The 23614-nt window shown below is 62.7% G+C and carries 20 protein-coding genes and 2 tRNA genes; 4 read left to right on the top strand and 18 right to left on the bottom strand.

The genetic code is table 11. The features are described from left to right. Nucleotides 1-18 precede the first annotated feature (18 nt). On the top strand, nucleotides 19-333 hold the full coding sequence (locus LQG66_RS28000; RefSeq protein ID WP_231318967.1) for a hypothetical protein: 315 nt from the start codon (nucleotides 19-21) through the stop codon (nucleotides 331-333). A 161-nt stretch (nucleotides 334-494) separates the two neighbouring features. On the opposite strand, the gene aqpZ is transcribed toward LQG66_RS28000, so the two are convergent. The 4 genes from aqpZ to LQG66_RS27975 all read right to left on the bottom strand — a co-directional run bounded on the left by aqpZ (nucleotide 495) and on the right by LQG66_RS27975 (nucleotide 6861). Next, a complete protein-coding gene (aqpZ, locus tag LQG66_RS27995; RefSeq protein ID WP_231318965.1) occupies nucleotides 495-1235 on the bottom strand; it encodes an aquaporin Z in 741 nt (246 codons plus the stop codon). Nucleotides 1236-2352: 1117 nt separating this feature from the next. After that, nucleotides 2353-4902 (bottom strand): phospholipase D-like domain-containing protein, encoded by a 2550-nt coding sequence (locus LQG66_RS27985; protein WP_231318962.1) that lies wholly within the window; start codon nucleotides 4900-4902, stop codon nucleotides 2353-2355. Continuing rightward, nucleotides 4892-6541, bottom strand: coding sequence for a hypothetical protein (locus LQG66_RS27980; RefSeq protein ID WP_231318960.1), 1650 nt, complete (start codon nucleotides 6539-6541; stop codon nucleotides 4892-4894). The genes LQG66_RS27985 and LQG66_RS27980 overlap by 11 nt, the downstream gene beginning before the upstream one ends. 137 nt (nucleotides 6542-6678) lie before the next feature. Continuing rightward, the gene (locus LQG66_RS27975) at nucleotides 6679-6861 is read right to left on the bottom strand and encodes a hypothetical protein (protein WP_231318958.1); all 183 of its coding nucleotides are present in this window, start codon (nucleotides 6859-6861) and stop codon (nucleotides 6679-6681) included. A gap of 272 nt (nucleotides 6862-7133) precedes the next feature. Between LQG66_RS27975 and LQG66_RS27970 the strand changes: the two genes are divergently transcribed. Both LQG66_RS27970 and LQG66_RS27965 read left to right on the top strand, forming a co-directional pair. Beyond that, nucleotides 7134-7679, top strand: a complete 546-nt coding sequence (locus LQG66_RS27970; protein ID WP_231318955.1) for a hypothetical protein — start codon at nucleotides 7134-7136, stop codon at nucleotides 7677-7679. A gap of 168 nt (nucleotides 7680-7847) precedes the next feature. Beyond that, a complete protein-coding gene (locus LQG66_RS27965) occupies nucleotides 7848-8618 on the top strand; it encodes a hypothetical protein (protein ID WP_231318953.1) in 771 nt (256 codons plus the stop codon). Nucleotides 8619-9449: 831 nt separating this feature from the next. On the opposite strand, the gene LQG66_RS27960 is transcribed toward LQG66_RS27965, so the two are convergent. The 10 genes from LQG66_RS27960 to LQG66_RS27915 all read right to left on the bottom strand — a co-directional run bounded on the left by LQG66_RS27960 (nucleotide 9450) and on the right by LQG66_RS27915 (nucleotide 17049). Then, nucleotides 9450-9525: transfer RNA gene (locus LQG66_RS27960), tRNA-Phe, on the bottom strand. A gap of 173 nt (nucleotides 9526-9698) precedes the next feature. Further along, nucleotides 9699-9896, bottom strand: coding sequence for a DNA gyrase inhibitor YacG (gene yacG, locus LQG66_RS27955; RefSeq protein WP_231318950.1), 198 nt, complete (start codon nucleotides 9894-9896; stop codon nucleotides 9699-9701). Nucleotides 9897-9944: 48 nt separating this feature from the next. Beyond that, nucleotides 9945-10574, bottom strand: coding sequence for a Maf-like protein (locus LQG66_RS27950; protein WP_231318948.1), 630 nt, complete (start codon nucleotides 10572-10574; stop codon nucleotides 9945-9947). Between the two features lie 186 nt (nucleotides 10575-10760). Next, entirely contained in the window at nucleotides 10761-11231 is a 471-nt protein-coding gene (locus LQG66_RS27945; protein WP_231318940.1) for an arsenate-mycothiol transferase ArsC, read from the bottom strand. Between the two features lie 78 nt (nucleotides 11232-11309). Continuing rightward, nucleotides 11310-11816 (bottom strand): UPF0262 family protein, encoded by a 507-nt coding sequence (locus LQG66_RS27940; protein ID WP_231318938.1) that lies wholly within the window; start codon nucleotides 11814-11816, stop codon nucleotides 11310-11312. Then, nucleotides 11813-13108: a histidinol dehydrogenase gene (gene hisD / locus LQG66_RS27935; protein WP_231318937.1), complete on the bottom strand. Its 1296-nt coding sequence runs from the start codon at nucleotides 13106-13108 to the stop codon at nucleotides 11813-11815. The genes LQG66_RS27940 and hisD overlap by 4 nt, the downstream gene beginning before the upstream one ends. An 87-nt stretch (nucleotides 13109-13195) precedes the next feature. Next, nucleotides 13196-13639, bottom strand: coding sequence for a DUF2948 family protein (locus LQG66_RS27930; RefSeq protein WP_231318934.1), 444 nt, complete (start codon nucleotides 13637-13639; stop codon nucleotides 13196-13198). Between the two features lie 27 nt (nucleotides 13640-13666). Then, a complete protein-coding gene (murA, locus tag LQG66_RS27925; protein ID WP_231318933.1) occupies nucleotides 13667-14956 on the bottom strand; it encodes a UDP-N-acetylglucosamine 1-carboxyvinyltransferase in 1290 nt (429 codons plus the stop codon). 160 nt (nucleotides 14957-15116) lie between these two features. Continuing rightward, the gene (locus LQG66_RS27920) at nucleotides 15117-16817 is read right to left on the bottom strand and encodes an FAD-dependent oxidoreductase (RefSeq protein WP_425601362.1); all 1701 of its coding nucleotides are present in this window, start codon (nucleotides 16815-16817) and stop codon (nucleotides 15117-15119) included. Nucleotides 16818-16860: 43 nt separating this feature from the next. Beyond that, nucleotides 16861-17049 (bottom strand): hypothetical protein, encoded by a 189-nt coding sequence (locus tag LQG66_RS27915; protein ID WP_231318929.1) that lies wholly within the window; start codon nucleotides 17047-17049, stop codon nucleotides 16861-16863. Between the two features lie 354 nt (nucleotides 17050-17403). Between LQG66_RS27915 and LQG66_RS27910 the strand changes: the two genes are divergently transcribed. Further along, nucleotides 17404-17478: transfer RNA gene (locus LQG66_RS27910), tRNA-Thr, on the top strand. A gap of 241 nt (nucleotides 17479-17719) precedes the next feature. Here LQG66_RS27910 and LQG66_RS27905 read toward each other — a convergent pair. The 4 genes from LQG66_RS27905 to tcmP all read right to left on the bottom strand — a co-directional run bounded on the left by LQG66_RS27905 (nucleotide 17720) and on the right by tcmP (nucleotide 23378). Then, nucleotides 17720-18868 (bottom strand): IS4 family transposase, encoded by a 1149-nt coding sequence (locus LQG66_RS27905; protein ID WP_231327867.1) that lies wholly within the window; start codon nucleotides 18866-18868, stop codon nucleotides 17720-17722. Nucleotides 18869-19238: 370 nt separating this feature from the next. Then, a complete protein-coding gene (poxB, locus tag LQG66_RS27900; protein ID WP_231318926.1) occupies nucleotides 19239-20969 on the bottom strand; it encodes a ubiquinone-dependent pyruvate dehydrogenase in 1731 nt (576 codons plus the stop codon). Nucleotides 20970-21786: 817 nt separating this feature from the next. Then, nucleotides 21787-22536 (bottom strand): DUF5131 family protein, encoded by a 750-nt coding sequence (locus LQG66_RS27895; RefSeq protein ID WP_231318925.1) that lies wholly within the window; start codon nucleotides 22534-22536, stop codon nucleotides 21787-21789. Next, the gene (gene tcmP, locus LQG66_RS27890) at nucleotides 22536-23378 is read right to left on the bottom strand and encodes a three-Cys-motif partner protein TcmP (protein ID WP_231318922.1); all 843 of its coding nucleotides are present in this window, start codon (nucleotides 23376-23378) and stop codon (nucleotides 22536-22538) included. The genes LQG66_RS27895 and tcmP overlap by 1 nt, the downstream gene beginning before the upstream one ends. Nucleotides 23379-23614 lie beyond the last annotated feature (236 nt).

The raw sequence follows: 23614 nt of genomic DNA, 5'->3' as shown, positions 1-23614 counted from the left end.
CCCGTTGGAGATCAGGCCATGCACATCGAGCAGCTGGACGACGACTCCCGCATCCGCATCCACGAACGCCACCAGGCCATGACGCAGGCCGCGCTGGTTCAGGTGTTCGGAATGACGCAGGACGACGCCGCGCGGGCGGTGCGGGAGCTCTGGTCGCGCTACGACGCGGCGCCGCGGGCCGAACGCGACCTGTTGCTGCACAACGATCCCGTCGCACTCGCCTGCGATCTCGCCGGGCAGGACTGGAGCAGTATCCCGCAATGGCGCCTCGACAAATTCAACGAGAGCCGGCGCGCGGCACTCGAGGAACTGGCCCGCGCGGTCGTGCCGTGAGGACGGGTCGCCAGCCGAACATCGGTCGGCGGACGGCAATGCCGCTCTTTGCGGCCCGTCCAGAGCTGACAAAGGCCGACGATCCAATGGCCGACACGTCAAATGACCAGGACTCGGCCGGCCAACGACTCTGCGCGATGTGACCGCGTAAGGACAAATCCCTACGCACTCCTCTCGATCACGCTCTGACCTGTCACATCGCCGGCCGGCTCCGGGCTGAGCCAGCTATAGAGGAAGCCGCCGGCCGCGCCGCCGAGCAGCGGCGCCACCCAGAACAGCCAGAGCTGCGCCAGCGCCCAGCCGCCCACGAACAGCGCCGGCCCGGTGCTGCGCGCCGGGTTCACCGACGTGTTGGTCACATGAATGCTGATGAGGTGAATGAGCGTCAGGGCGAGACCGATCGCGATCGGGGCAAATCCGGCCGGTGCCTTGCCGTGGGTCGACCCCATGATGACGAACAGGAACATCATGGTCAGCACGAACTCGGTGAGCAGGCAGGCGCCGAGCCCGTATTTGCCGGGCGAATGCTCGGCATAGCCGTTGGCGGCAAAGCCGCCGGCGAGACTGAAGTCCGGGGCACCGCTGGCGATCGCATACAGCACCGCAGCTGCGACGATCGCGCCGACGACCTGCGCGATGATGTAGGGCACGATCAGGCTGGTCGGAAACCGGCCGCCGCAGGCCAGCCCCACCGTCACCGCCGGATTGAGATGACAGCCGGAGATGTGCCCGATCGCGTAGGCCATGGTCAGCACCGTGAGACCGAAAGCGAGGGCCACGCCAAGCATGCCGATCCCGACATCAGGCACCCCAGCAGCGATCACCGCACTGCCACAGCCGCCGAATGTGAGCCAGAAGGTGCCGATCGCCTCCGCCACGAGCCTATTGCCGTTGCCGTTCATCATCGCCTCCCTGGGTGCGTGTGATTGGCCCGATTTTGATCGCCCCACCATCAGGTGTAGATCATCACTTCCGCAACCCAGAGTCAAAGGCGCAGTCGCAGCGGCGGCGAGGGAGTTGCTTGCCCCGGGCCTGGGCCTCAACACGACGAACATGGCCGCGCCAGTGCATTTGATCCGAGGCGCGCTGCGACGGCTGCCCCGATTTCGAAAAGCTATTAAATGCACTGTCACCGTAATGCTGGGGCCGACGACGTTTGCACGGTCTATCGATCGTGCCGACACGCCGGCGAGAGCATCGGCACGTTCGCCCATGGCCAATTGCGCCAGCGGCCGTCTTCGCCGACGCAAGCGGAGGATGTCGGGGGCGGGCTCGTTGTCGCATCCGAGGATACCTCGAGCGCGGCAAATCGGTGGTCGACATAGGTCGTGGAAAGGTATCCGGCGACGGTCACCACCAGGACGACCGCAAATCCCTTGGCTGAGTCACTCCAGCGCATGTCATCACATCCCTTGTTCGGCGTGCCAGGACCACATGGGACGACATTGACGCACAATCGCGCGGCGGGCTGTGAGAGAGGTCACATCGACATCATGCGATTATTTCGGCTCCTGATCGGCCGGCTTGTTCGCGGGGGGCCTCGGCGTGTCGGACGCCTCGGCGCCCTTGGCGTAGTTTCGTGCAGCGTCAACGTAATCCCAACTCCTTCGGCCTCAACCATAACTCGCCGAGCTACATCGTCGGCGTCGGCGATTCGTTTCGGATCGATGGGCTGTTTGACGAGCTGGATAGAGCGTCGCCCTCCGAAGGCTAAGGCCACACGTTCGAATCATGTCGGGTGCGCCACTTGCGAGCAAACCTGAGCACTCCGGCCGGAATCACCCCGCCGCCCATGACGAGGCGCGAGGCGTTCCAGCACGGTCCGCCTGCCGATGATGCGGATTCATCGACCTCGACCTGATCGACCTCGACTCGGATGTAGGCCCTCCGGAAGGGCGTTTCGCCCGTCGGGACATTCGTCCGCATGACCCCGACGAATTAAGCGATCCTCTCCTGCGTGATCCGCGCCTCCGGACGCGTTTCGGCAAGGGCGCGGTCGAACGCGACCTTCGCTTGCCCCTATACCGACGATAGTGAAGCGACAGCAAGGTGGTCTGCCAGATAGGTGAGCCGGGGCCTGTTCTCTTTCAAAGCCACGAGCGAAATTTTGCCGCCATTCCGGCCCGCAACCATACGGACAATCCAGTCTTCGGCTGTCTTATGGAACGCGATGTCACCCGCTTCAGCCAATTCACCCCGCCGCAATGCCCCCTTATCGGCGCGTAGGGTGGCGAAACTATCCGCCAACCGACGAATGTCCCTTAGCCAGTCCAGTTCGCCTGCAGTGAAGCTTCCGATACTTTCCCGCGCCTCATCGATAACGGTCTCGTCTGAAAGTATGACCTGTGCGAGTGCAACGATCATGGCGTTCCGCTTCAGTCTTTGCTCCCACGCCTCCGGACTCTCCCTGAATGGCTTATGCAAATTCAGGGTCAGGCCACAGTCCCATGCCAGCCACAACAGCAATCCTTTCAGACGGGCTACGTCATCACTTTCACTAAACTCCTCTCCGAGCGCTTCAAGACTAAGCAGCGACGACGTTGACGGCTCGCGCTCAAAAATATTCAGCATGACTGCTTCCAGGAGGCGCAGTCGCTGATCTTTAGGCACCGCTGTTTTACCCTTTTCGATCCAGGCGGCACGGCCATCGCATGACCGCAACTCTCTGAGCACGGCCAGCACTCCCAGAAGACGGATAAGTATTTTGGTAAGTGCCACCTTCCCTTCAGCGTAGGCCTTCATTTGTGAAATCATTCTGTTCACAACAGTGCGGACCTTTGAATGACACGCGACCAGAAGCTCAGCCTGCTTGTCCGGCGTGAGAGCGACTTCCGCGTCAGGATCGTCGTCCGCGCCGATCTGCTCTTCTTCAGTTCGGCCAAACCGGTCAAGCTCTTCGCGTGATTTGTCCTGATGCAGGCGCAAGTGGTAGATCAGTGCATCGAGCAAATAGGCGAAATCGCTAGAATGATTGAGCCGCTGCCTTTTTCCGCCTTTTCTCATTTCGCTGACATCGATTTCCAGCGTTGCAACGGAATCGGGTCCAGTTGGCTGCTGCGAATTTCGTGAACCTGCCCTTTTCGCCGGCTGGGCCGCAGCGGCTGGGTCGTCCTCGTCAAAAACTATCTTATCGATGCACTGAATCAGGAGTGAGATATCCGGACTGTCGGTGTCTAGGCTCGCGAGAGCATCTCTAAGGCGTCGCTGCGTTCCGCTTCGGGCTTGCTCCTCGACTATCCCCGCATGATGAAGGGCAAGATTCAATGCAAGTTTGCTCGCGTCGAATCCTTGAAGAGCGATGGCTTTTTCGATGTCGTTTGTCGCGAAATTCAAGACCGCGAAGCGATCCTCAACAGCGACGTCAACGGAATTACTGATTGCGCTCCCATCAGCGGCAATTATCGCGAAAGTCAAATCGCGGAAACCCTTCAGCAAGTCCAAGTCGAACAAGATGCGTGTTGCTTCCGCCAAAGCGACACCGCTACGTATGCCTGTGGCAGGAGCTTTTTCCCACTGAGTCTGATTTATAGAAATCTCTTCCCAGTTTTTTTGGGTCAGGGTCGGGAAGGTGTGTATATCGCTGCAGCCGAGTGAATTGGCCGTTTTGAGAGCATCGTCTCCAATGCGGGCGAGCATCAGCTCGACGTTGCCACCGGCATCGTCGGCCAGCCATGCGGGCCGGCTGGGGTTCGCGCTGCCCGATGCAAAAACGGACATTCCTTCTTTCTGCTGCGCCAAGACAAACTTGGCATGGAGATACGGTTCGTCGGATTTCTCGTCACAGCCAATGCGCCCCGCCTGGACAAACGTCATGCCTTCGAGAGCTTGAGCCTGAACAGGCATCTGAACCGTCTTGGGATCGACCGCCACAGTTATCCTGCCCGGCTGCAAATCCCTTTTCACGCGCTTGAGAAAACTCAATTCCTGGTCGAAGAACGCTCCGCCCGCCGAAAATTGAGAGGTCTCGCCGTCCAAGAGCCCAGTGAACTGTTGCCATAGGGGCGTTCCACCTGGGCGTCCCGCAAGTAACCTGATTTTCGGGTCCGCAGATGGTGATCCGTTCAGCCAGGGCGCGAATTCCTTGACCCGGCGGATCATGGATCGGACGTGGTCGGGAACACCAACCGTAAAGTCATTCAGCCAAAATTCGATTTCCTTCCAGACGTCCTGAGCAAGGTTAATTCCTGCCGTGTCCTTTTCCCGGATTTGAACGAGGTTTGTTATCTCTCGATTAAATCCAAAGCCCGCAAGCGTCATATTGTGACTGCCGACGAGTATCGCTCCTTTGCTCTTGCCCGCCAGGAAAATCAGTTTTGGATGAAATGCTCCCGGTACGCTCACGGGCAGAAGGGTGTATTGCCGGCCGGCAAGTCGGGGCGGGTGGCTGATGAGCGATGCCGCGTACTGCTGAGCATCCATCAGCAGAGCATTGTGCCGGACACCGGCATTAGCGAGCCGCCGCAGTACCACCTCTTCATAGAAGGGAAGATAAGCGTTGTAGGTGGTAATCAGCGAAGCTTCATAGCCGCCCTTCTTCAGTTCGTCGATCAGCGAGATTTTATTGAGCATCTGCAAGCTCGAATTGCGCTCGCCCAATAGGGCTGAGCTGCCAGCCCAGCGGGGCCTTTTCAAGTGCGCCGATATCCTTAAGCACCCGAACCGCTTGATTGAAGCGCGGCCTTGTGTGAACGGCGGGCGGAATTGCTATCACTTCCATGCCGCGATCAGAGGGCCGTATCCTGAAAGTAGATTGCGATTGCCCTCTCAATTTCCTTAAGGCGACGCGCAGATGTATCTCCAGGCCCCAGTTAATCGCGAGCCATCGGAGCACTTCCCCAATTGTCGAAGACGCCCAGCTTCCCGAGACGTGACGGGCAAATGACTCAAGATTGATCGGGTAATATCGGAAATAGTCCGGCTCAAAGACCAGATCGGCATATTGCCGATCCGCGGAATTGGTTCTGCGCGCGAGCGCTATCAACGTTTTCAGAGCCGCAGACACGATTTGCTTGCGGTTCTCGGCGGACTTGATCCCACGCGAGAGTGCAGCGATCCGTTCCGTCAGCTGCACTTCATGCATTTTCTCGCTCCAGTCCGCCAGCGCAGGCAACCAACTCTTACTGTCTGCAACGCATTCCGAAAACGTTCTTTGCTGGCCCAATTCGTCCAAAGCTTCAAGAACTTCACGCTGCTCCGTGAACCAATTTGCGATATCGGTACTTGCATCCATCCGTAGGCCGGATGCTTCGTAGGCATCGAGCAAGGCATAGAAGAGTCCTTGAACGGCAATCGACAGCAGCTCATTGCGAGCATAGATCGCCCATTTTTCTCGCGTATTCGCGAGGGCGGAAGGCACAGCCCAAGGAGTTCCCCCCGGCAGGCTGCCTGAATATATGCAGGCCCGAAACAATGGCTCGGACAGTTGCTCGCCCTTCGCGTAAAGCAGATCGGCAAGCTGCAAAATTATTTTAAGCGATCTCTGCCGCGGCAGGGCCTCCGTGTCACGGAAGCGATCCCGGACAAAAAACAGTTCGCCAAGTATCTTTTGTTCGCCCGGGTTGTTGCAGAGTTGGCAGGGGCAAAAGCCATGCAGGGCATCGAGCTCCGCTGCCGTAACCCGATCCGTGTCTACCGCCTCCATGAAAAGCGCGCGATTGACGCTGCAATCCATTTGTTCCGCGATCACAGATCCCAGCTGCCGAGTGTAACGAATGCCGGCGGTCGCATCACCGTCAATGATCGAAAGCTCCCTCAGAACGCCGAGATAATACTGTCCGAGCCCCCCGAGTTTGTTCGCGAAATAACGTTTCTTCGCTCCTTCACGCAACGAAAAGTCAGATAGACGTATAACACCATCTGCTCCCAACGCCCTTGCCACGTCCGCAAGGGTGTCGCTACCCACCATCGCCGCCGAGTGATCGTCCGCATCGTCCCCACACACATCGGCATGACGCTGCGAAACCAGGCAAAACAAGCAATCGGCCCGGCGAAAGCGCTCGACGAAATTGTCGTTAAATTCGCGATGCCCAGCCTTGTCGAAGGCCCATATCAGCCACGGGTAGAAGGAATAATACCGGGCTCTGTCCGTGACATTCGTAATTCCGGGCAGCAAACGTCCGTATATATTTATGCACGTTGCTTGCACCGCAAGATGATCGAGGCCGCCGACTTGAAAGGGCGGCTTTACCCATGCTGTCTCTGCCTGCATAAATAATTGTCCCCGCAATAATTTTCATAACCAATAGAGCACGCAACCTGGGTTGCCTTTTTCTGCGATACTACACTTATAGTTTCGCGCTGGGCAATCACCTAGCGCGGCCCTACAGCTTCTGACATCGGGCGCAATCAACGCGGCCTGTATTCGGGCCGCGCGAGAGCGAGGCGGATATTGCGCAGATTAAAGTGCGCCGCGCGCAGCTCCGGAGAATTCTCCGGCAGGCGCGGCAGTTCGCCCGCGATCACGCGCAGCAGCGCGTGCAGCTCGGTTTTCGTTAAGCGGGCAATCTCGGCTTGTGTCAGGACTCTCATTTCTTCCTCCATCGGCTTCGGCTCGCGGACATCGCGGCCTCATGCGGACGGCAGGAGGGCTTTGGCGGGCTGTGTACCCGTCAGGGCTGAAACGTGAGAGGAGGAATGCCGCTTTCGGCATTTGCGACAGCTTCAGGTCAAAGCAGCTATCGCTAAATACGGATGAAAGGACGCGAGGACGGCAGGCCGAGTGGAGGAAAATGGGGGACAGAACAAGAAAGGCTGGCCGTGCCGGAAAGCCGGGCGCGGTATAATTTACTAAGAGAGGTTCGATGACGGAAGCGCCGCTGACACGCCGGGAGAGGCTGAGAAGGACCGCGATATTATGCGGCCACTGCATTCGCAATCTTGCCTATTACCGCGCAGGCTGGAACGGCGGCGAACTGCGCTTCGGGAGACGAAGCCGCATCCACGGCTCTATCAACGGTAATTTTCTCGACGTCATGGTGCTGGAATGGCTCAAGCTGTTCGTCGCCACCGAACAACATGCCTGGCAGAACGTCGTCACAGACAAAGCGCAATTTCTTCAGGGGCTGCTCGCACAGCTCACCTGCACGGAAACGCAGTTCAATGATTACATCAACGAAATGCGCACATACCGGGACAAGTTTATCGCCCATCTTGATTCACGCAGGCAGATGGACGTCCCTGTGATGGACATGGCGAGAGAAGCGGCGATTTATTATCACCGCTACCTTCTAGCGAATGAGAACCAGAACGACCCGTACAGACCCGACCTCGACTACGACATCGCGGCCCTCTACGCCGACTGCGAGGCCGAGGCAATTGAGTTCTACGAATCTTGCTCTCCTCGCTGACATGCTCCAGTTCAACCGGCCGTCATAGCGGCCTGGCCAGCGGATAACCGCGCTCCGTGGGGAAAAGGTAGAATGCACGGAGTATTTCAGCGGCTCTTATCGCTGTGGGGCAGCATCAAGAATAGACTGCGCGGTTGCCGATACGGCCGGCGCAGGAGGGTGGAAAAGATGCTCAACATTCTTCGGCTGCCGGTCACGAAGGAACATCTGCTGAAGATGACCAAGGAGGAGCGCAGCCTTTTCCTGCTGCTCGGATATGCGTCGAACCAGGTGAACGCCCTGTGGAAGCTCGTGACCATCCTGACGAATGGCGAAGAGAACGACCCGGTAAAGCAGCGGCTGGAGGGTGCCCAGACCCAGATCTTCGTGCGCCTGACGATTGGGGCTATGCGCGAGGCGCTAAAGCTGGTGGAGGGGCGGTTTGTGAAACGGCCGCTTGGCCGGGAATATCTGCCGTTGCTCGATGCGCCGGCCGCGGAAGCGCTGGATCGCCTCAAAATGCGGTTTGGCAAGATCGATATGCTCACGGTGATTCGGGACAGCTATGCTTTCCACCATCCCACCATCGACGAAATGGAAGGTGCCTTCCAGAAGGCAAGCTCAAATGACGGAGGCGAGGAAGCCGACTGGGCGATCTACTTCAACGACGCGCTTCTTAACGTGTTCTTTTTCGTCTCCGATTTCGTTCTTGTACACGGGATGGCTAATGCTATCGGCGAGCCGGATGTGAATGAGGCGCACAAAAGGCTTCTCGGAGAGCTGGCTCCGGTCGCGCATGACCTATCGGAGTTCTCGTTCGGGTTTGCGGCGGCGATCTTCCGAAAGTATTTCGGCGAGGAGCTGCTGATGACGCTGGTGGCTCAATTTAAAGACGCTCCCGATATCGACGATCTCCGATATCCGTTCTTTGTTGAAACGCCGGGCCTGCGCAACGGCTGAGGTTATCCGGTGTCTCTTTCGATTACGGTGACGATGCACTTTTCTCGCCGCGTGTTTCTGGTCAGCGCCGAGCGATGATTCGTCGCGCTCGGGAGGCAGGTCGACATCATCCGTGAGTTTGATGGCGGCCAACACGACGACCGATGTGCCGCGGCAAGGCAACGGCTCAGACCGAAACTTCCGAATACCAGAAAAAATCTTGACGCCGCCCCCAAATCAGTGATCTTATCCCGCCATCCTGCTTCGCCGAGAGGGACGTATCGCGATCGTCACGGCACGTGAGGCGGGGATGCGATGGCCGCGGCTTCGTCAGGCGCTTTTGCGCGACGACTGATGAGGTGCGGACGGCGAAGTCGCGTGGTCCTGGCGTCCCGATGCTGGCGCCAAGGTCGCGGCGTTCATGACGAGCGCAGCGGGCGACGGGGGCAAGACAGCCGGTCCCCGGGGAGATCGCGTATAAGCCGTAAAGCCATCGCGCGGGGAAGGCCGGATGTTCGGCCGTACCTGTGGTTCTGCCGCGTGCTTTCTTGCTGCACGCGGACCGCGGGTGCGACCAGCACCCGGCCTTCCCCGCGCCCTCTCAACCGAAGAGGACGCCAACTGCAGCAGAGCTCGGGCCTATCAGGCCGCGAGATCGCGGCGGCATGGCCGTGAGCAAGGCTGCGAAGAAGCGGCAGGCTGTTTGACAGGGTTGATTGGGATCAGAGAGCGCAGCTCAGGCGCGGGCAAGCGGGGCTCACACGCCCGGCTACGCCAAGTGGCTTCGCCGGGCACGCTTCGCCCTTCGGGCCACTGCGCGGCTGCGCCACGCGTAGCCCGAAGGGCGAAGCGTGGTGCCCAGGGGCGGAATCGAACCACCGACACTGCGATTTTCAGTCGCATGCTCTACCAACTGAGCTACCTGGGCAGGTCTCTTGAGGGCGAAAAAGCCCAACGAGCCGGCGGGTTATAGTGGGCCGGGACGGCGCTGTCTACCGCCCTGAGGGGCAAGTTTCCACATTCCTTTTGCAGTCGCGCAACAACGGCGCGAGCCCGCCTGCGCCGGCCGGTGCTGCGGGGCAAAACCATGAAAATACGAGACTATTCGACGTCGTCCTCGTCGCCTTCGGTGGCCGGGATGACATAGGAGCCGCTCAGCCAGCGATGGAGGTCGACGTCGCGGCAGCGCGGCGAGCAGAACGGCTGCACCGCATCAGCCGCGGGCCGGCGGCAGATCGGGCAGCGGCGGACGGGCTTGGCGGACGTAGCGGCGGTCGGCTTGGGCGATTGGTTTGACATCGGCAGCTATTTTAGGCGTTGGCGCCGGCGGATAAACCCCCGCGGCGCTCAGACCGCGACGGTGTTGAGCCAGCCGAAGCGGATCGGGAACCCCTCGCCGGCGAGCAGGGTCGTGGTCTCATAGAGCGGCAGGCCGACGACATTGGTGTAGGAGCCCACCATCTTCACCACGAACGAGCCGGCGATGCCCTGCACGGCGTAGCCGCCGGCCTTCCCGCGCCATTCGCCGGAGCCGATATAGGCCTGGATGTCGTCCTCGCTGAGCCGCTTGAAACGGACGCGGGTCTCGACCAGGCGCTGGCGGAACGCCTCCTTCGGCGTCACCAGCGTGATCGCGGTGTAGACGCGGTGGTTGCGGCCCGACAGCAGCCGCAGGCACTGCGAGGCCTCGTCGACCAGATTGGCCTTCGGGAGAATGCGGCGGCCGACCGCGACCACGGTGTCGGCCGAGATGATGAAGGACCCGCGCAGCTCGTCGTCGAGCTGGACGGATTTCAGCGCGGCATCGGCCTTGGCGCGCGCCAGCCGGTTGGCGCAGGCGCGCGGCAGCTCGCCACGCTTCGGCGTCTCGTCGACATCGGCGGGGCGCAGCGCATCGGGCTCGATGCCGGCCTGGTTGAGCAGCGCCAGACGCCGCGGCGAGCCGGATGCAAGAACGATTTTGGGACGGCCGAGCATGCTGATTTCGCTGAGGGATTCGAAAGCTGTGGGGCGGGCGCGCGGAACCTATCGGAAGGGCTGCCATTCCACAACCCGCCAGGGTGCGACAAGGCTGCGACAGCCTGCTCTACGGCGGCAGTTTGAGCGGCGGACGACGCTGGTGTTTCGGTTCGATGACACCAGCACGGGAACCGGGTCGGCAACTCACAGCCCCGCAGGTCCCGGCTTGCCGAAGCGCTTGCGGATGCGCGCGAACAACCCGTCGCAGACCTCGCGATAGGCGGCGAGCTTCTGCTCGCGATTGCCGTCGGTGCCGGTCGGATCGGGCGTCGGCCAGTATTCGACGTCGGCGGCGATGGTGCGGGTCAGCTCCAGCGCCTTGTGATGCGCTTCGGGAGAGAGCGTGATGATGAGATCGAAATTCAGCCCCTCCCAGTCCTCGAGCTCCTCGAAGGTGGTCGGCTTGTGCTGCGAGATGTCCTGGCCGAGCTCGGCCATGACGGACACGGCAAACGGGTCGAGCTCGCCCTTCTTGACGCCGGCGGAGCGCACATACAGCGCCTGCGGAAACATCTGGTGCAGCAGACTCTCGGCCATCGGCGAGCGCACGCTGTTCTGGCCGCAGGCAAATAGCACCGCCTGCGGCTGGTGCGCGCGCGGCGGCCCCTCGGCCATGCGCCTACACGCCCCCCTTGAACGCGTGGGCGGCGGAGAATTCAGCCGGGCGCGGCGCGCGATTGGAAGCCCGCGGCGTCACTGGCCCTCGCCCTTCCAGTGCAGCACGGTGATCAGCGTAAACAGCCGGCGCGAGGTCTCGAAATCGACCCGCACCTTGCCCTTCAGCCGCTCCTGCAGGGTATGCGAGCCCTCGTCGTGAATGCCGCGGCGGCCCATGTCGATCGCCTCGATCTTGTCGGGCGTGGCGGTGCGGATCGCCTGATAGTAGCTGTCGCAGATCATGAAATAGTCCTTCACGATCCGTCGGAACGGCGACAGCGACAACAGATGCGTGACCACCGGCGTGCCGTCCTCGCGGCGGATGTCGAACATCAGCCGGTTGGCGGTGATGCCGAGATGCAGGGTAAAGGGACCGGCGCCGTCGGCGCCTTCCGGCGCGAACAGGTTCTCCTCGACAAGGTCGTAGATCGCGATCGCCCGCTCATGCTCGATGTCCGGACCGGAGCGGCCGATCGACTCCTCGTCGAGCGTCACCGCCACGATGCGATTGGTCCGGTCGTCGCCTGGCGGGTGCTGGGTCATGGCAGGTTGAGGCGTATTCCCACGGAGCGTGAATGGGCGTCGAGACCCTCGGCCTTGCCCAGAGTCATCGCCGCTGGTCCCAGCGCGCGCAACTGGTCCGGACCGCATTTCAACAGCGACGTGCGCTTCATGAAGTCGAGCACGCCAAGGCCGGAGGAGAACCGCGCCGAACGCGCGGTCGGCAGCACATGATTGGAGCCGCCGACATAGTCGCCGATGGCCTCCGGCGTGTGCGCGCCGAGGAAGATGGCGCCGGCATTGCGGACCTTGGCCGCGAACGCATCGGGATCAGCGGTCATGATCTCCAGATGCTCGGCGGCGATGGCATCGGCGAGCGGCACGGCCTGGTCGAGATGGTCGACCTCGATGATGGCGCCGAAATCGGCCCAGGAGGCGCCGGCGATGGCGGCGCGCGGAAGGGTCTTGAGCTGGCCCTCGACGGCGCGGGCGACGTCGGAGGCCAAGCGGCGGCTGTCGGTGATCAGGATCGACTGCGCGCTGGCGTCGTGCTCGGCCTGGGCCAAAAGATCCGCCGCGATCCAATCGGCATTGCCGCTATCGTCGGCGATCACCAGCACCTCGGAGGGCCCGGCGATCATGTCGATGCCGACCTTGCCGAACACCAGCCGCTTGGCGGCCGCGACATAGGCATTGCCTGGCCCGACGATCTTGACCACCGGCGCGATCGTCGCCGTGCCATGCGCGAGCGCGGCCACGGCCTGGGCGCCACCGACCCGGTAGATCTCGGAGACGCCGCCGAGCTGGGCGGCGGCCAAAACCAACGGATTGAGCTTGCCGTCAGGCGCCGGTACCACCATCACGAGGCGCGCCACGCCTGCGACCCTGGCGGGAATCGCGTTCATCAGCACCGAGGACGGATAGGCCGCGGTGCCGCCGGGCACATACAGCCCCGCCGACTCGATCGCGCTCCAGCGCCAGCCGAGCTCGACGCCGGCTTCGTCGGTGAAGCGCTGGTCCTGCGGCAGCTGCTTCAGATGAAAGGCCTCGATACGGTCGCGCGCGAATTTCAGCGCGTCCAGCGTGGCCGCATCGCAGGCCTTGACCGCCGCTTCGATCTCGGCGGCGGTGACGCGCAGGGACGACGCGTCGAGCTCCAGCCGGTCGAACTTGCGCGTCGCCTCGATCAGCGCCGCATCACCGCGTTTCGCGACGTCGTCGACGATGGCGCGGGCGGCGGCTTCGACGTCGGCGGAGACCTCGCGCTTGGCGGCGAGAAACTGCCGAAACTTCTGGTCGAAATCGGCGCTGTCGCGGGTGAGACGAATGGGCATGTCTGGCGCTTTCCGAAGGGGCGGCTCACCCCCGATCTCCTGCTCAATGGCGTGGCAGCGCGGGGCCGTCAACCCTCAGAACGGGGCCTATCCCGACAGCGTCGGCCCATCGTCGCCGGCGCCCAGATCATCCTCCCCAAGATCGGTCAGCTCGCATTCCAGGCATTCGACATCCAGCCGCAGCGCGCCGCCATGGGAGAACAGCAGAAGCGCGCTGCCAGCAGGCGGCTCGGCGCCGGGATGGAATTCGATCCCGATCAGCTCCAGCACGGCCGCGGGCGCATCGAGCTCGATCCGGCGCGACTTGCACGCCAGCACCCGGTCGAACCGCAGCGCAGCCAGCAAACGGCGCGGCTCGGCCTGACCGTGCAGGGCCTGGTCCCAGTCGAGCCGGTTCATGCCGATCACCAGCCGCTTCTCGGCCTGGCGCCAGATGATGTCGGCCGCCTGCACCCGCGCGTCCTGCACGTGGGTGGAGATGACGGCGAGGTCGTCGGCATCGAGCGCGATCAGTTTGAGCCGGTCGGTCACGGCATCATCCTCTTGGCGGAACGGCCCTCACTCGCGGATGCGCTCGATCGTGGCGCCGCAGGCCTTGAGCTTGTCCTCCAGCCGTTCGAAGCCGCGATCGAGATGGTAGACGCGATTGATCATGGTTTCGCCTTCGGCGGCAAGCCCGGCAATCACCAGCGACACCGAGGCGCGCAGATCGGTCGCCATCACGGGCGCGCCGCGCAGGGTGCCGACGCCCTCGATCCGCGCGGTCTCGCCGTCGAGGCTGATGCGGGCGCCGAAGCGGGCCAGCTCCTGCACATGCATGAAGCGGTTCTCGAAGATGGTCTCGGTGATCTCAGAGGCGCCCTGCGCGCGCACCATCAGCGCCATCAGCTGGGCCTGAAGATCGGTCGGAAAACCGGGAAACGGCGCGGTCGTGACCTGCACGGGGCGGATGCCGTGGCCATTGCGGACGATGCGGATGCCCTCGGCATCGCTGCTGATCTCCGCGCCTGCCTCGGCCAGCACGTCGAGCGCGGATTGCAACAGCTCGGGACGCGCGCCGGCGAGCCGGACGTCGCCGCCGGTCATAGCGGTCGCGATGGCGTAGGTGCCGGCCTCGATGCGATCGGGCAGCACGGTGTGCCGCGCGCCGTGCAGCGACGCCACGCCCTCGATCTCGATGCGGGGCGTGCCGGCGCCGGCGATCCGCGCGCCCATCTTGTTGAGGCAGTCGGCGAGATCGGTGATCTCAGGCTCGCAGGCGGCGTTGGTGATGATGGTCGTGCCCTTGGCGAGGCTCGCGGCCATGACCGCGACGTGAGTGCCGCCGACCGTGACCTTGGGAAAGTCGATCGTGCCACCACGCAGGCCGCCCGGGGCCTTGGCGACGACATAGCCTGCGGCGATGTCGATGCCGGCGCCGAGCCGCTCCAGCGCCATGATCAGGAGGTCGACCGGACGGGTGCCAATGGCGCAGCCGCCGGGCAAGGACACCCGCGCCTCGTGCATGCGCGCCAGCAGCGGCGCGATCACCCAGAAGCTCGCCCGCATCCGCGACACCAGCTCGTAGGGCGCGGTGGTGTCGATGATGTCGGCGGCCGAGATCTGCAGCGTCTGGCCCTGGTACTGGCCGTCGCCGGGGCGCTTGCCGACCGCCATGATGTCCACACCGTGATTGCCGAGAATGCGCTGCAGCTGGGCGACGTCAGCGAGCCGCGGCACGTTGTCCAGGATCAGCGTCTCCGGGGTCAGCAGACCGGCGATCATCAGCGGCAAAGCGGCATTCTTCGCCCCCGAGATCGGGATGATGCCGTGGAGCGGGTTGCCGCCGACGATACGAATGCGATCCATACTGGTCCTGCTGGGCTGGCCGGGAGATTTCGGTAAGGTTGGCGCAACAGGACCGACATTACGGCGATTTGATGGGTTCGCAACGGCAGGTCGCATCGCCGCGGGATTCATCCCGGAACTCTCCAGCCCGCGGCGCCGCGGCGATTGCGAGCGGCGCGAATCAGGCCGGCGGAAGCAGCGGATCGGCCAGGAACCCGTGCAGCGCGGCGACCACCTGGGCGCCCTCGCCGATGGCGCCGCCGACGCGCTTGACCGAGCCCGACCTGACATCACCGACGGCGTAGACGCCGGGCACCGAGGTCTCCAGCGGCGACACCATCCGCCCCGCGTTCTGCTCGGATTGCGCGCCGGTGACGACGAAACCGGCGCGATCGCGCGTGATGCCGCAGCCGTCGAGCCAGCCGGTGGCCGGATCGGCGCCCACGAACAGAAACAGATTGCGGATCTCGGCCGGCGTCTGCTCGGCCGACAGCCGGCTCTTCAGCGTGATGCGCTCGAGCCCTGTATCGGCGCCGCCGTCGAGCGCGACCACTTCGGTGTTGAACAGGAGCTCGATGTTCGGCGTCGCCTCGATACGCTCGATCAGATAGCGCGACATCGAGGCGGCGAGCCCGCCGCCGCGGATGATCATGCGCACCTTCTTGACGTGGCCGGACAGAAAGACCGCAGCCTGGCCGGCCGAATTGCCGCCGCCGACCAGCGCGACCTCCTGCCCCGCGCACAGCCGCGCCTCGATCGGCGAGGCCCAGTACCAGACGCCGCGGCCCTCGAACTCCTTGAGCCGGTCGAGATCCGGGCGCCGGTAGAGCGCCCCGCTCGCGACCACGACCGATCGCGCGCGCACCTCGTCGCCGCCATCGAGCGCCAGCACGAAGGCGCCGTTCTTGCGCTCGCAATCGAGCGCGGTCACCGATACCGGAATCATGATGTCGGCGCCGAATTTCTGCGCCTGGTTGAAGGCGCGCGCGGTCAGCGCGAGGCCGGTGATGCCGGTTGGAAAGCCGAAATAATTCTCGATGCGGGCACTGGCGCCGGCCTGGCCGCCGAAGGCGCGCGAATCCAGCACCGCGACCGAGAGACCCTCGGAGGCCCCATAGACGGCGGTGGCAAGTCCGGCCGGACCGCAGCCGACGACCGCGACATCGTAGATCCTCTCGCCGCGCCGGCCGCCGATCATGCCGACGGCGCGCGCCAGCTCGGTCTCGGTGGGGTTGCGCAGCACGCTGCCGTCGGACACCACGACCAGCGGCAGCTCGGCCGGCGTCGGCGAATAGCGCGCGATCAGCTCGGCCGCGTCATGATCGACGGCGGGGTCGAGCAGATGGTGCGGAAAGCCGTTGCGGGTGAGGAAGCTCTGCAGCCGTGCGATCGCCGCCGATTGCGGCGGTCCGATCATGACCGGGCCGCCGGCGCCGCCCTGGATCAGATTGACCCGGCGCAGGATCAGCGCGCGCATGATGCGCTCGCCGAGCTCGGCCTCGGCGATCAGGAGCGCACGCAACCGCTCCGGGGGAATCAGGATGACTTCGACATCGCCCTCGGCGCGGCCATCGACCAGCGCGACCCGGCCCGAGAGCTGGGCGATCTCGGCCAGAAACTGGCCCGGCCCCTGGTCGATCACCGGGGTGACATGGCCGAGGCCGTCGCGCTGGGTGATCGCGACGTGGCCCTTGAGGATCACGAACATGCCGGGGCCGGGCTTGCCGGTCTCGAACAGCAGCTCGCCGTCGCGATAGGTTCGGATCTCGCCAAAACCGCGCAGACGCGCGATCTCCTGCGCCGCGAGCTCAGGGAAGGTCTGCTCGAAGCGCGGCAGCGTCTTCGCCAGCTCCGCCCGCCGTGCCGCCGAATCAGCCGCCATCCCGTCATCGACCGTCATCATCGTCCCCGCTCTTCCAATCTGCTCAACGTGTCACGTCATCCGGGCCGCCGGTCGGGGCCTCGTCCAAGCCATCATTCTCGACGGGCGCCGCCGCCTGGCCGCGCTCGCGACTCTGCGCCTTGCGCCGCTTCAGGTTCTCGCGCAGCGCCTGCTTGAGCCGCTCGCCGCGCCCGCCCTTCGCGGGCGCCGATGTCCTGGTCTGATCCGTCATCGCCCTCCTCCCGGTCATCCCTTACCACAGGCACAATTGGGGCCATGGACGCGAAAGCCAAGAGGCGTTGACGACGCAGACGGTAAGTTCCGCCTGGTTCGGCGTCGCCTGCCCGGATGGGGAGTTGCGGCCACGACCGCCGTCATTCCGGTTCTCCCGACGGCAAAGGCCGGGAATTGCTGTCCGGGCGGGCGATTTCGACCCGATTCGAAGGTCTTTCCAGCCATTCCGACGGGGCATGCCGAGGTCTTTCCCCGAAAACCGGGCGAGCCGCGCTTGCGCATGCGGGGACCTTGTGGCATGAACCGCCCGCGCTTGGTCGCGGCCTTCGGGCCTGTAACCGCGAGTCCCTTTGCTGCCGTAGCTCAGTGGTAGAGCACTCCCTTGGTAAGGGAGAGGTCGACAGTTCAATCCTGTCCGGCAGCACCATCCACCTCCCCGATCGCCTCACGTTACATCCTCGTGCAGTTCTAAACGCGGCGCCCGCCAAGCACGCGGCGCGCTCCCTCCCCCGCTTACGGGCGGGGCAATCGCATATGCGGACCCAAGCTTGTGGCCGGCTCCCTCCACACCGTCATGGCCGGGCTCCGTCCCGGCCATCCACGTCGTTCGGAGTGCCGGGAAAGACGTGGATGCCCGGGACGGAGCCCACGGCTGTCCGGTTTAGTTTTTAGCATATACTTAGGCTCAACTGGCGGTCATCTTGCCTGGCTGGCGGGGGCCGATCGAGTAGTCGATCGATCCGCTTGCGATGCATGAGGTTTTGCGTGATCAGACCTGTAAACGTCTGCAGGCTCTTGACGCTGTTTTGCAGCTTATGGGTCGCGCGCAGCAACAGATGAGCGATCAGCGCCACGGCGATCTGGATGCGAATGGCGTTCTCGGAGGTTCCGAGAAAGTGGCGGATCTTCAGCGTATGTTTGACCCAGCGAAAGAACAGCTCGATCTGCCAACGGCGCTTATAGAGATCGGCGATTTCATCGGCCGATGCATCGAGATCATTGGTGACGATGCGCAGGATTTTTCCGGTTTCCGTAGAGATCCTGATCTCTCTGACAGGATCCTGGAACGGGTTCTTTCGGGACGCTGCGAGCCTCGCAGGCAGGAGGCCGACACGGTCAGACAGGACGGAAGAGTCTTTCAGGATCTTGTTCTCGGTCACATTTCTGAGCTTGGTATTGGCTTTGAGACGGGTAACGAGACGACACCCTTGCTTGTTGAGCTCGGCCCACCAGCCGTAATCATAGTAACCAAGATCGAAGACGTAGGTGGCGCCTAGGCGGATCGGAAGAGACTTCGCCATGGTGATGTCGTTGACGTTTCCCGCGGTCAACTCAGCCGAGGTTGGATTCTCGGTATCTGGATTATAGACGATGTGCAGCTTGAAGCAGTTGATGCCGCGGCTGAACTTGGCCCAGTCGGCACTGAGCGAGTTCAGGGAAAATCTGGTCGAATCGATCAGATAGACCGCATCCGCGACTTCACCTGCCAGCTTCCGTTCACAGCTTTTCATCATCTCGGCCAGAAGCCCGGTGAAGACCTCATAGGGCCGCCGAGCATTGGCATCAGCCAGCGTGGAACGCGAAACCTCCTTTGCGCCAACGTGATAGAGCCGCGCTGCGTGGCTCTCGAAGGACGCTTCAATGGCACGCAGGCTCTCCGCGCGAGCCAGTTGGCCATAAAGCAGAGCGAGAAACTGGTTCTGGGTACTGAGCCGGCGCACGCGCTTGTTCGCCCGATGTGTTTCCACAAGCCGGTCGAAATCCCTCCACGGAACAAGCTTCTGCAGCGCGTGAAATACAGTATTGTGGTGGCGCATGGCGGGACCTTCCTGGCGTGTCTCGAACATTTGGCGATGCTCAAGACCGCAGAAGAATCCACGCCATGCGCCTTGTCCACTCATTCTAAACCGGACAGCCGTGGGACGGAGCCCGGGCATGACGAGTAACTAATTGACGGCTGTCCTCGTTGCGGGAGGCCATTATCGTCATATGCGATAGCCCTGCGCTTGCGGGGGAGGGTTGGGGTGGGGGCAGCTCCAGCGGCAGTGCTCGCGGCTCCCCCCACCCGCATCGCATCGAAGATGCGATGCGACCTCCCCCGCAAGCGGGAGAGGTGCACCGTCGTCGTGGCAAGAGGCGTACGCCTCGACTGCAAGATTGCCCCACTGTCAGCTCGCCCAGCCAGCCTCACCGCGGCAACAGATTCTCCTTCGCAAGATCGATCACCTCGTCGCCGCGGCCGCTCATGACGGCGCGGATCAGCCAGACGCTGAAGCCTTTGACCTGCTCGAGCCCGATGGTCGGCGGCATCGATAGCTCCTGCTTGGCGGTGATGACGTCGAGCACGGCGGGGCCGTCATGCGCGAGCCAGTCGGCGACCGCGCCGGGCAACTCGCCGGGGTCCTCGACGCGGCGCGCGTGAATGCCCATCGCGCGGGCCATCGCGGCGAAATCCGGATTCTCCAGGTCGGTGCCGTACTCGACGAAGCCCGAGGCCTTCATCTCCAGCGCGACGAAGCCGAGCGTGCCGTTGTTGTAGATCACGACCTTCACCGGCAGCTTCTCCTGCTTCAGGGTGATGAGATCGCCCATCAGCATCGCAAAACCGCCGTCGCCCGACAGCGAGATCACCTGCCGTCCCACCTGCGCTGCCTGGATGCCGATCGCCTGCGCCATCGCATTGGCCATCGAGCCGTGCACCAGCGAGCCGATCAGGCGGCGGCGCCCGTTCATCGCGATGTAGCGCGCCGCCCAGATCGTCGGCGTGCCGACATCGAAGGTGAACACGGCATCGTCGGCGGCCCTCTCGCTGACGAGCCGCGTCAGATATTGCGGGTGGATCGGTCGGCGGCCCGGCGTGCCTACCGCGAGATCGTCGAGGCCTTTGCGCGCCGCCGCGTAGCGCGCGAGGTTGTCGTCGAGATGACGCCGATCGGTTTTCGCCGTCAGCTTCGGCAACAGCGCCCGCAAGGTCTCGCCGACGTCGCCGACCACGCCGACATCGAGCCGCGCGCGGCGGCCGAGCTGGCTCGGCCGGATGTCGACTTGCGCAATCCCGACGTCCGAAGGGATGAACTGCTTGTAGGGAAAATCCGTGCCGAGCATCACCAGCGCGTCACAGCTATGCATGGCGGCGTAGCCGGAGGAGAAGCCGATGAAGCCGGTCAGCCCGACGTCATAGGGATTGTCGTACTCGACATGCTCCTTGCCGCCGAGCGCGTGCACGATCGGGCTGTGCAGGATCTCGGCGAGCCGCATCAGCTCGGCATGCGAGCCGGCACAGCCGCGGCCGCAGAACAAGGTCACGCGGCTCGCCTTGTTGAGAAATTCCGCCAGCGCATCGAGCTCCGGCTCGGCCGGCCGCACCACCGGCTTCGGCGGCATCAGGCCCAGCCCCGGCGACGGCGCGCGCTTCGGCGCCGGCTTCAGCGCGACATCGCCGGGAATGACGATCACGGCCACGCCGCGCTCGCCGGTCGCGGCGCGGATCGCGTTCTCCAGCACGAACGGCATCTGCGCGGGATCGGAGACCAGCTCGCAATAGACGCTGCATTCGCGGAACAGGTTCTGCGGATGCGTCTCCTGGAAGTAACCGCCGCCGATCTCGGCCGAGGGGATCTGCGCCGCGATCGCCACCACCGGCGTGCGGCTGCGCTGCGCATCGTAGAGACCGTTGATCAGATGCAGGTTGCCGGGGCCGCAGGAGCCGGCGCAGACCGCGAGCGCCCCCGTGATCTGCGACTCGCCCGAGGCCGCGAACGCCGCAACCTCCTCATGGCGGACATGGACCCAGTCGATCGTCTTGCGGACGCACAGCGACTCGGTGAGGCCGTTGAGGCTGTCGCCGACGACGCCATAGATGCGTTTGACGCCGGCAATTTCGAGCGTCTCGACGATCTGGTCTGCAATGGTGGTCATGCGCGGATGATCCTTTGACGATAGGGGACGCCGGGAGCGTATCGCACGAGGCTTTGATGCCGTGTTACCCGTGCCGGTGGTCGCGGCCGAATCAAAATCCCGCGCAGCCGAAGGTTCCGACGCGCTCGGGCAGAGGCCTCGGATCACGGCGCATGAGTTCATGAGAGCATCAGTTCATGAGCCCCCAGCCTCGCGGCGCGTTTTGCGTCCGAGCTCTGCGGTGAGCACCGCCCTCCTCGATAGAGGGCGCAGGGAAGGCCGGGAGCCTGCCGCCCCCATGGCCCGCCTGCAGAAAGAAATGCAGGCGGCAGGTACCACAGGTTCGGCTGGGACATCCCGGCCCTCCCTGCGCGATGGCTTTACGACTTATACGCGCTCTCCCTGGGGACCGGGCTTTCTTGCCCCCATCACCCGCGATGCGCGTGAAGCACACCAGCGAGCTTGGCCTCAGCGTCGGGAGGCCAGGACCACACGATTTCGCCGTCCGACATGTCACCAGCCATCTCGCGCTGACGCGCCTTGGCGACACACCGGCCATCGCATCCCACATTCAACGCTCGTGACGACTCGCGAAGCGCCCCTCTTCGATGAGCGCGGGACGGGCGGAAATGTGAAGGTGATTTGCCCGACGGTGCAAGCCGAAAGTGTGCGACAAACTGGCACGACGGGCAGTTTGGGCATGGCGGGTATGCGACTACGGTACATCCGCGCTGTACTTCAGAAGCCGACTATCGTGCGCATCAACGAGGTCTTTGATCCCACATCACCGGAGCAAATATCGGCCGGCGGCTGATTAGCGAAAAGCATCCGACGACTACTAAGCGATCGTTGCCCTCGGCATCTCATCAAAGATTTGGTCGCGATAGACTCGGCCAGCCGCCTTTTTACGAGAACCGCCCCACTGCTTGAAGAAGAACGCCGTTCCAGACATCCTGCACGCGGCCTCGATCTGATCAACCCATGCTTCCATCATTGGACGTGCTCGCGGCCCGCTCTCTCCGCCAACAATCGCCCACTGAATGCCACTCAAGTCGACATTCGCCACCGACCCCAGCAGCGGTTCAAATGAAACAAACCGAACAGTAGCCCTAACGCCGCGCAATGCATCAATCCTACTCAGATAGTCCGCGCTCTCTACGCTCGTCCCGAGCCATACGTTGCCAAGCTCTGGCAAAGCCGCAGTAAACTCAACCATCCGCTCGGGACGTTTGGTCAATATCTGATACGTATGCCTGGGCGTTCGCATCATCACCGACCAGACTTCGCGCACAAACGAGTCGGGCACAGCATCATGAAACAGATCAGACATTGAATTGACGAATATCCGGCGCGGCTTCATCCACTTGGTCGGCGTATCCAGCACAGACCTATCTAGACGGATCTTTCCAGTCCAAACGGCACGATGCCCGCTCTTGCGCGTCAGCCCACGGTATTTCTCCATCCCCATAGCCTGGAGCCGTCCCGCCATGCGCATCGCGTAGCAATTACTGCAACCGGGCGAAAGCAGAGTACACCCCGCCACCGGATTCCACGTCGCGTCGGTCCACTCGATCGAAGTTTCCGCCATTAAAAGTCCATTTCCCTCTGCTCCCGAGGATCACGCCGAATTGCTTCCCAGAATTTTTGCGCAAGCTGATGTCCACTGACAAACACCAGCCAGTACAGGGGCTGATCCTTCGAACCTCGGACCAGCTCAACCCCTCGGGCCGGCGCTTTTCCCAATTTTTCGATTTCCTGCATCCAATAAGCCATGAGCGCCGCACGAAACGGTCTGTTTGCCTGGCTAGGATCGACCACCTTCCGCCATCCTGGAGCAAATGTCTCCAACACGTTGCTTCCCGGCGCACTGTATTTGTCGCTGTTCCGCTGGAGATCTTGAACGCTCACGTGGATGAGCATGTCGACTCTCTTCAGCTGCGATAATTTGCGTACTAGATCGAACGAAAGAGCCTCCAAATTGAACGGATCGAGAAAAGCGAAGTGCAGACCGCCTGGATTGAGTGATGCAATGATGTCATCAACTGCAGCGATAGCTGGGCGGCTGTAACAAATCGGATTTCCACCGATAGCTTTTAATCTTTGCCCCACTGCCGCCGAGTTTGCAGACTCCATATCGTTCAGATGCATCTCGGTGAAGGGGGTTTTATTCGCTTGTGCTGCTTTGCAGGCGACTAAAGGACTTCCGTCAATGATCCGATCCGTATCCCTAACCAGAGAGCGTCCAGGTCCAGAAAACAGCTCAATGTAGCTTGCTCCTGCCCGCCAAACTGGCGGAGGCAGGTAATCTTTGCGAGCAACACTCGCCAACTCGATATATCGTCTCACCCGGGCATGCTTCTCTTCTGCCCACTCCCCGACTTCCGATACGACAAGACCATCTGCAGGATCAATTTTGTCGGATTGCTTCATCACGACACTTCCCTCTTTTCCGATTCTACTCGGGAGAAAGCTATTTGAAGTACTGCTCCGCGCGTCGAGGCGCCTTTAGAAATGCGGACTGCGAATCTGCTTCGCTGCGAATTCCTACACACTCCTGGCAGAATCATGAGAGGCAGATTCAGGCGGACTTGCCACGACGATTGCGGATGCCCCCTCAGCCTCCCGACCACGCTACTCGCTGCCGCTCGCTGGAAGATTTGCGATCG

This window comes from Bradyrhizobium ontarionense (assembly GCF_021088345.1).
GTDB classification, from domain to species: Bacteria; Pseudomonadota; Alphaproteobacteria; order Rhizobiales; family Xanthobacteraceae; genus Bradyrhizobium; species Bradyrhizobium ontarionense.
The sequence above is the reverse complement of the archived record's forward strand: the minus strand, read 5'-3'. Positions and strand labels throughout refer to the sequence as shown.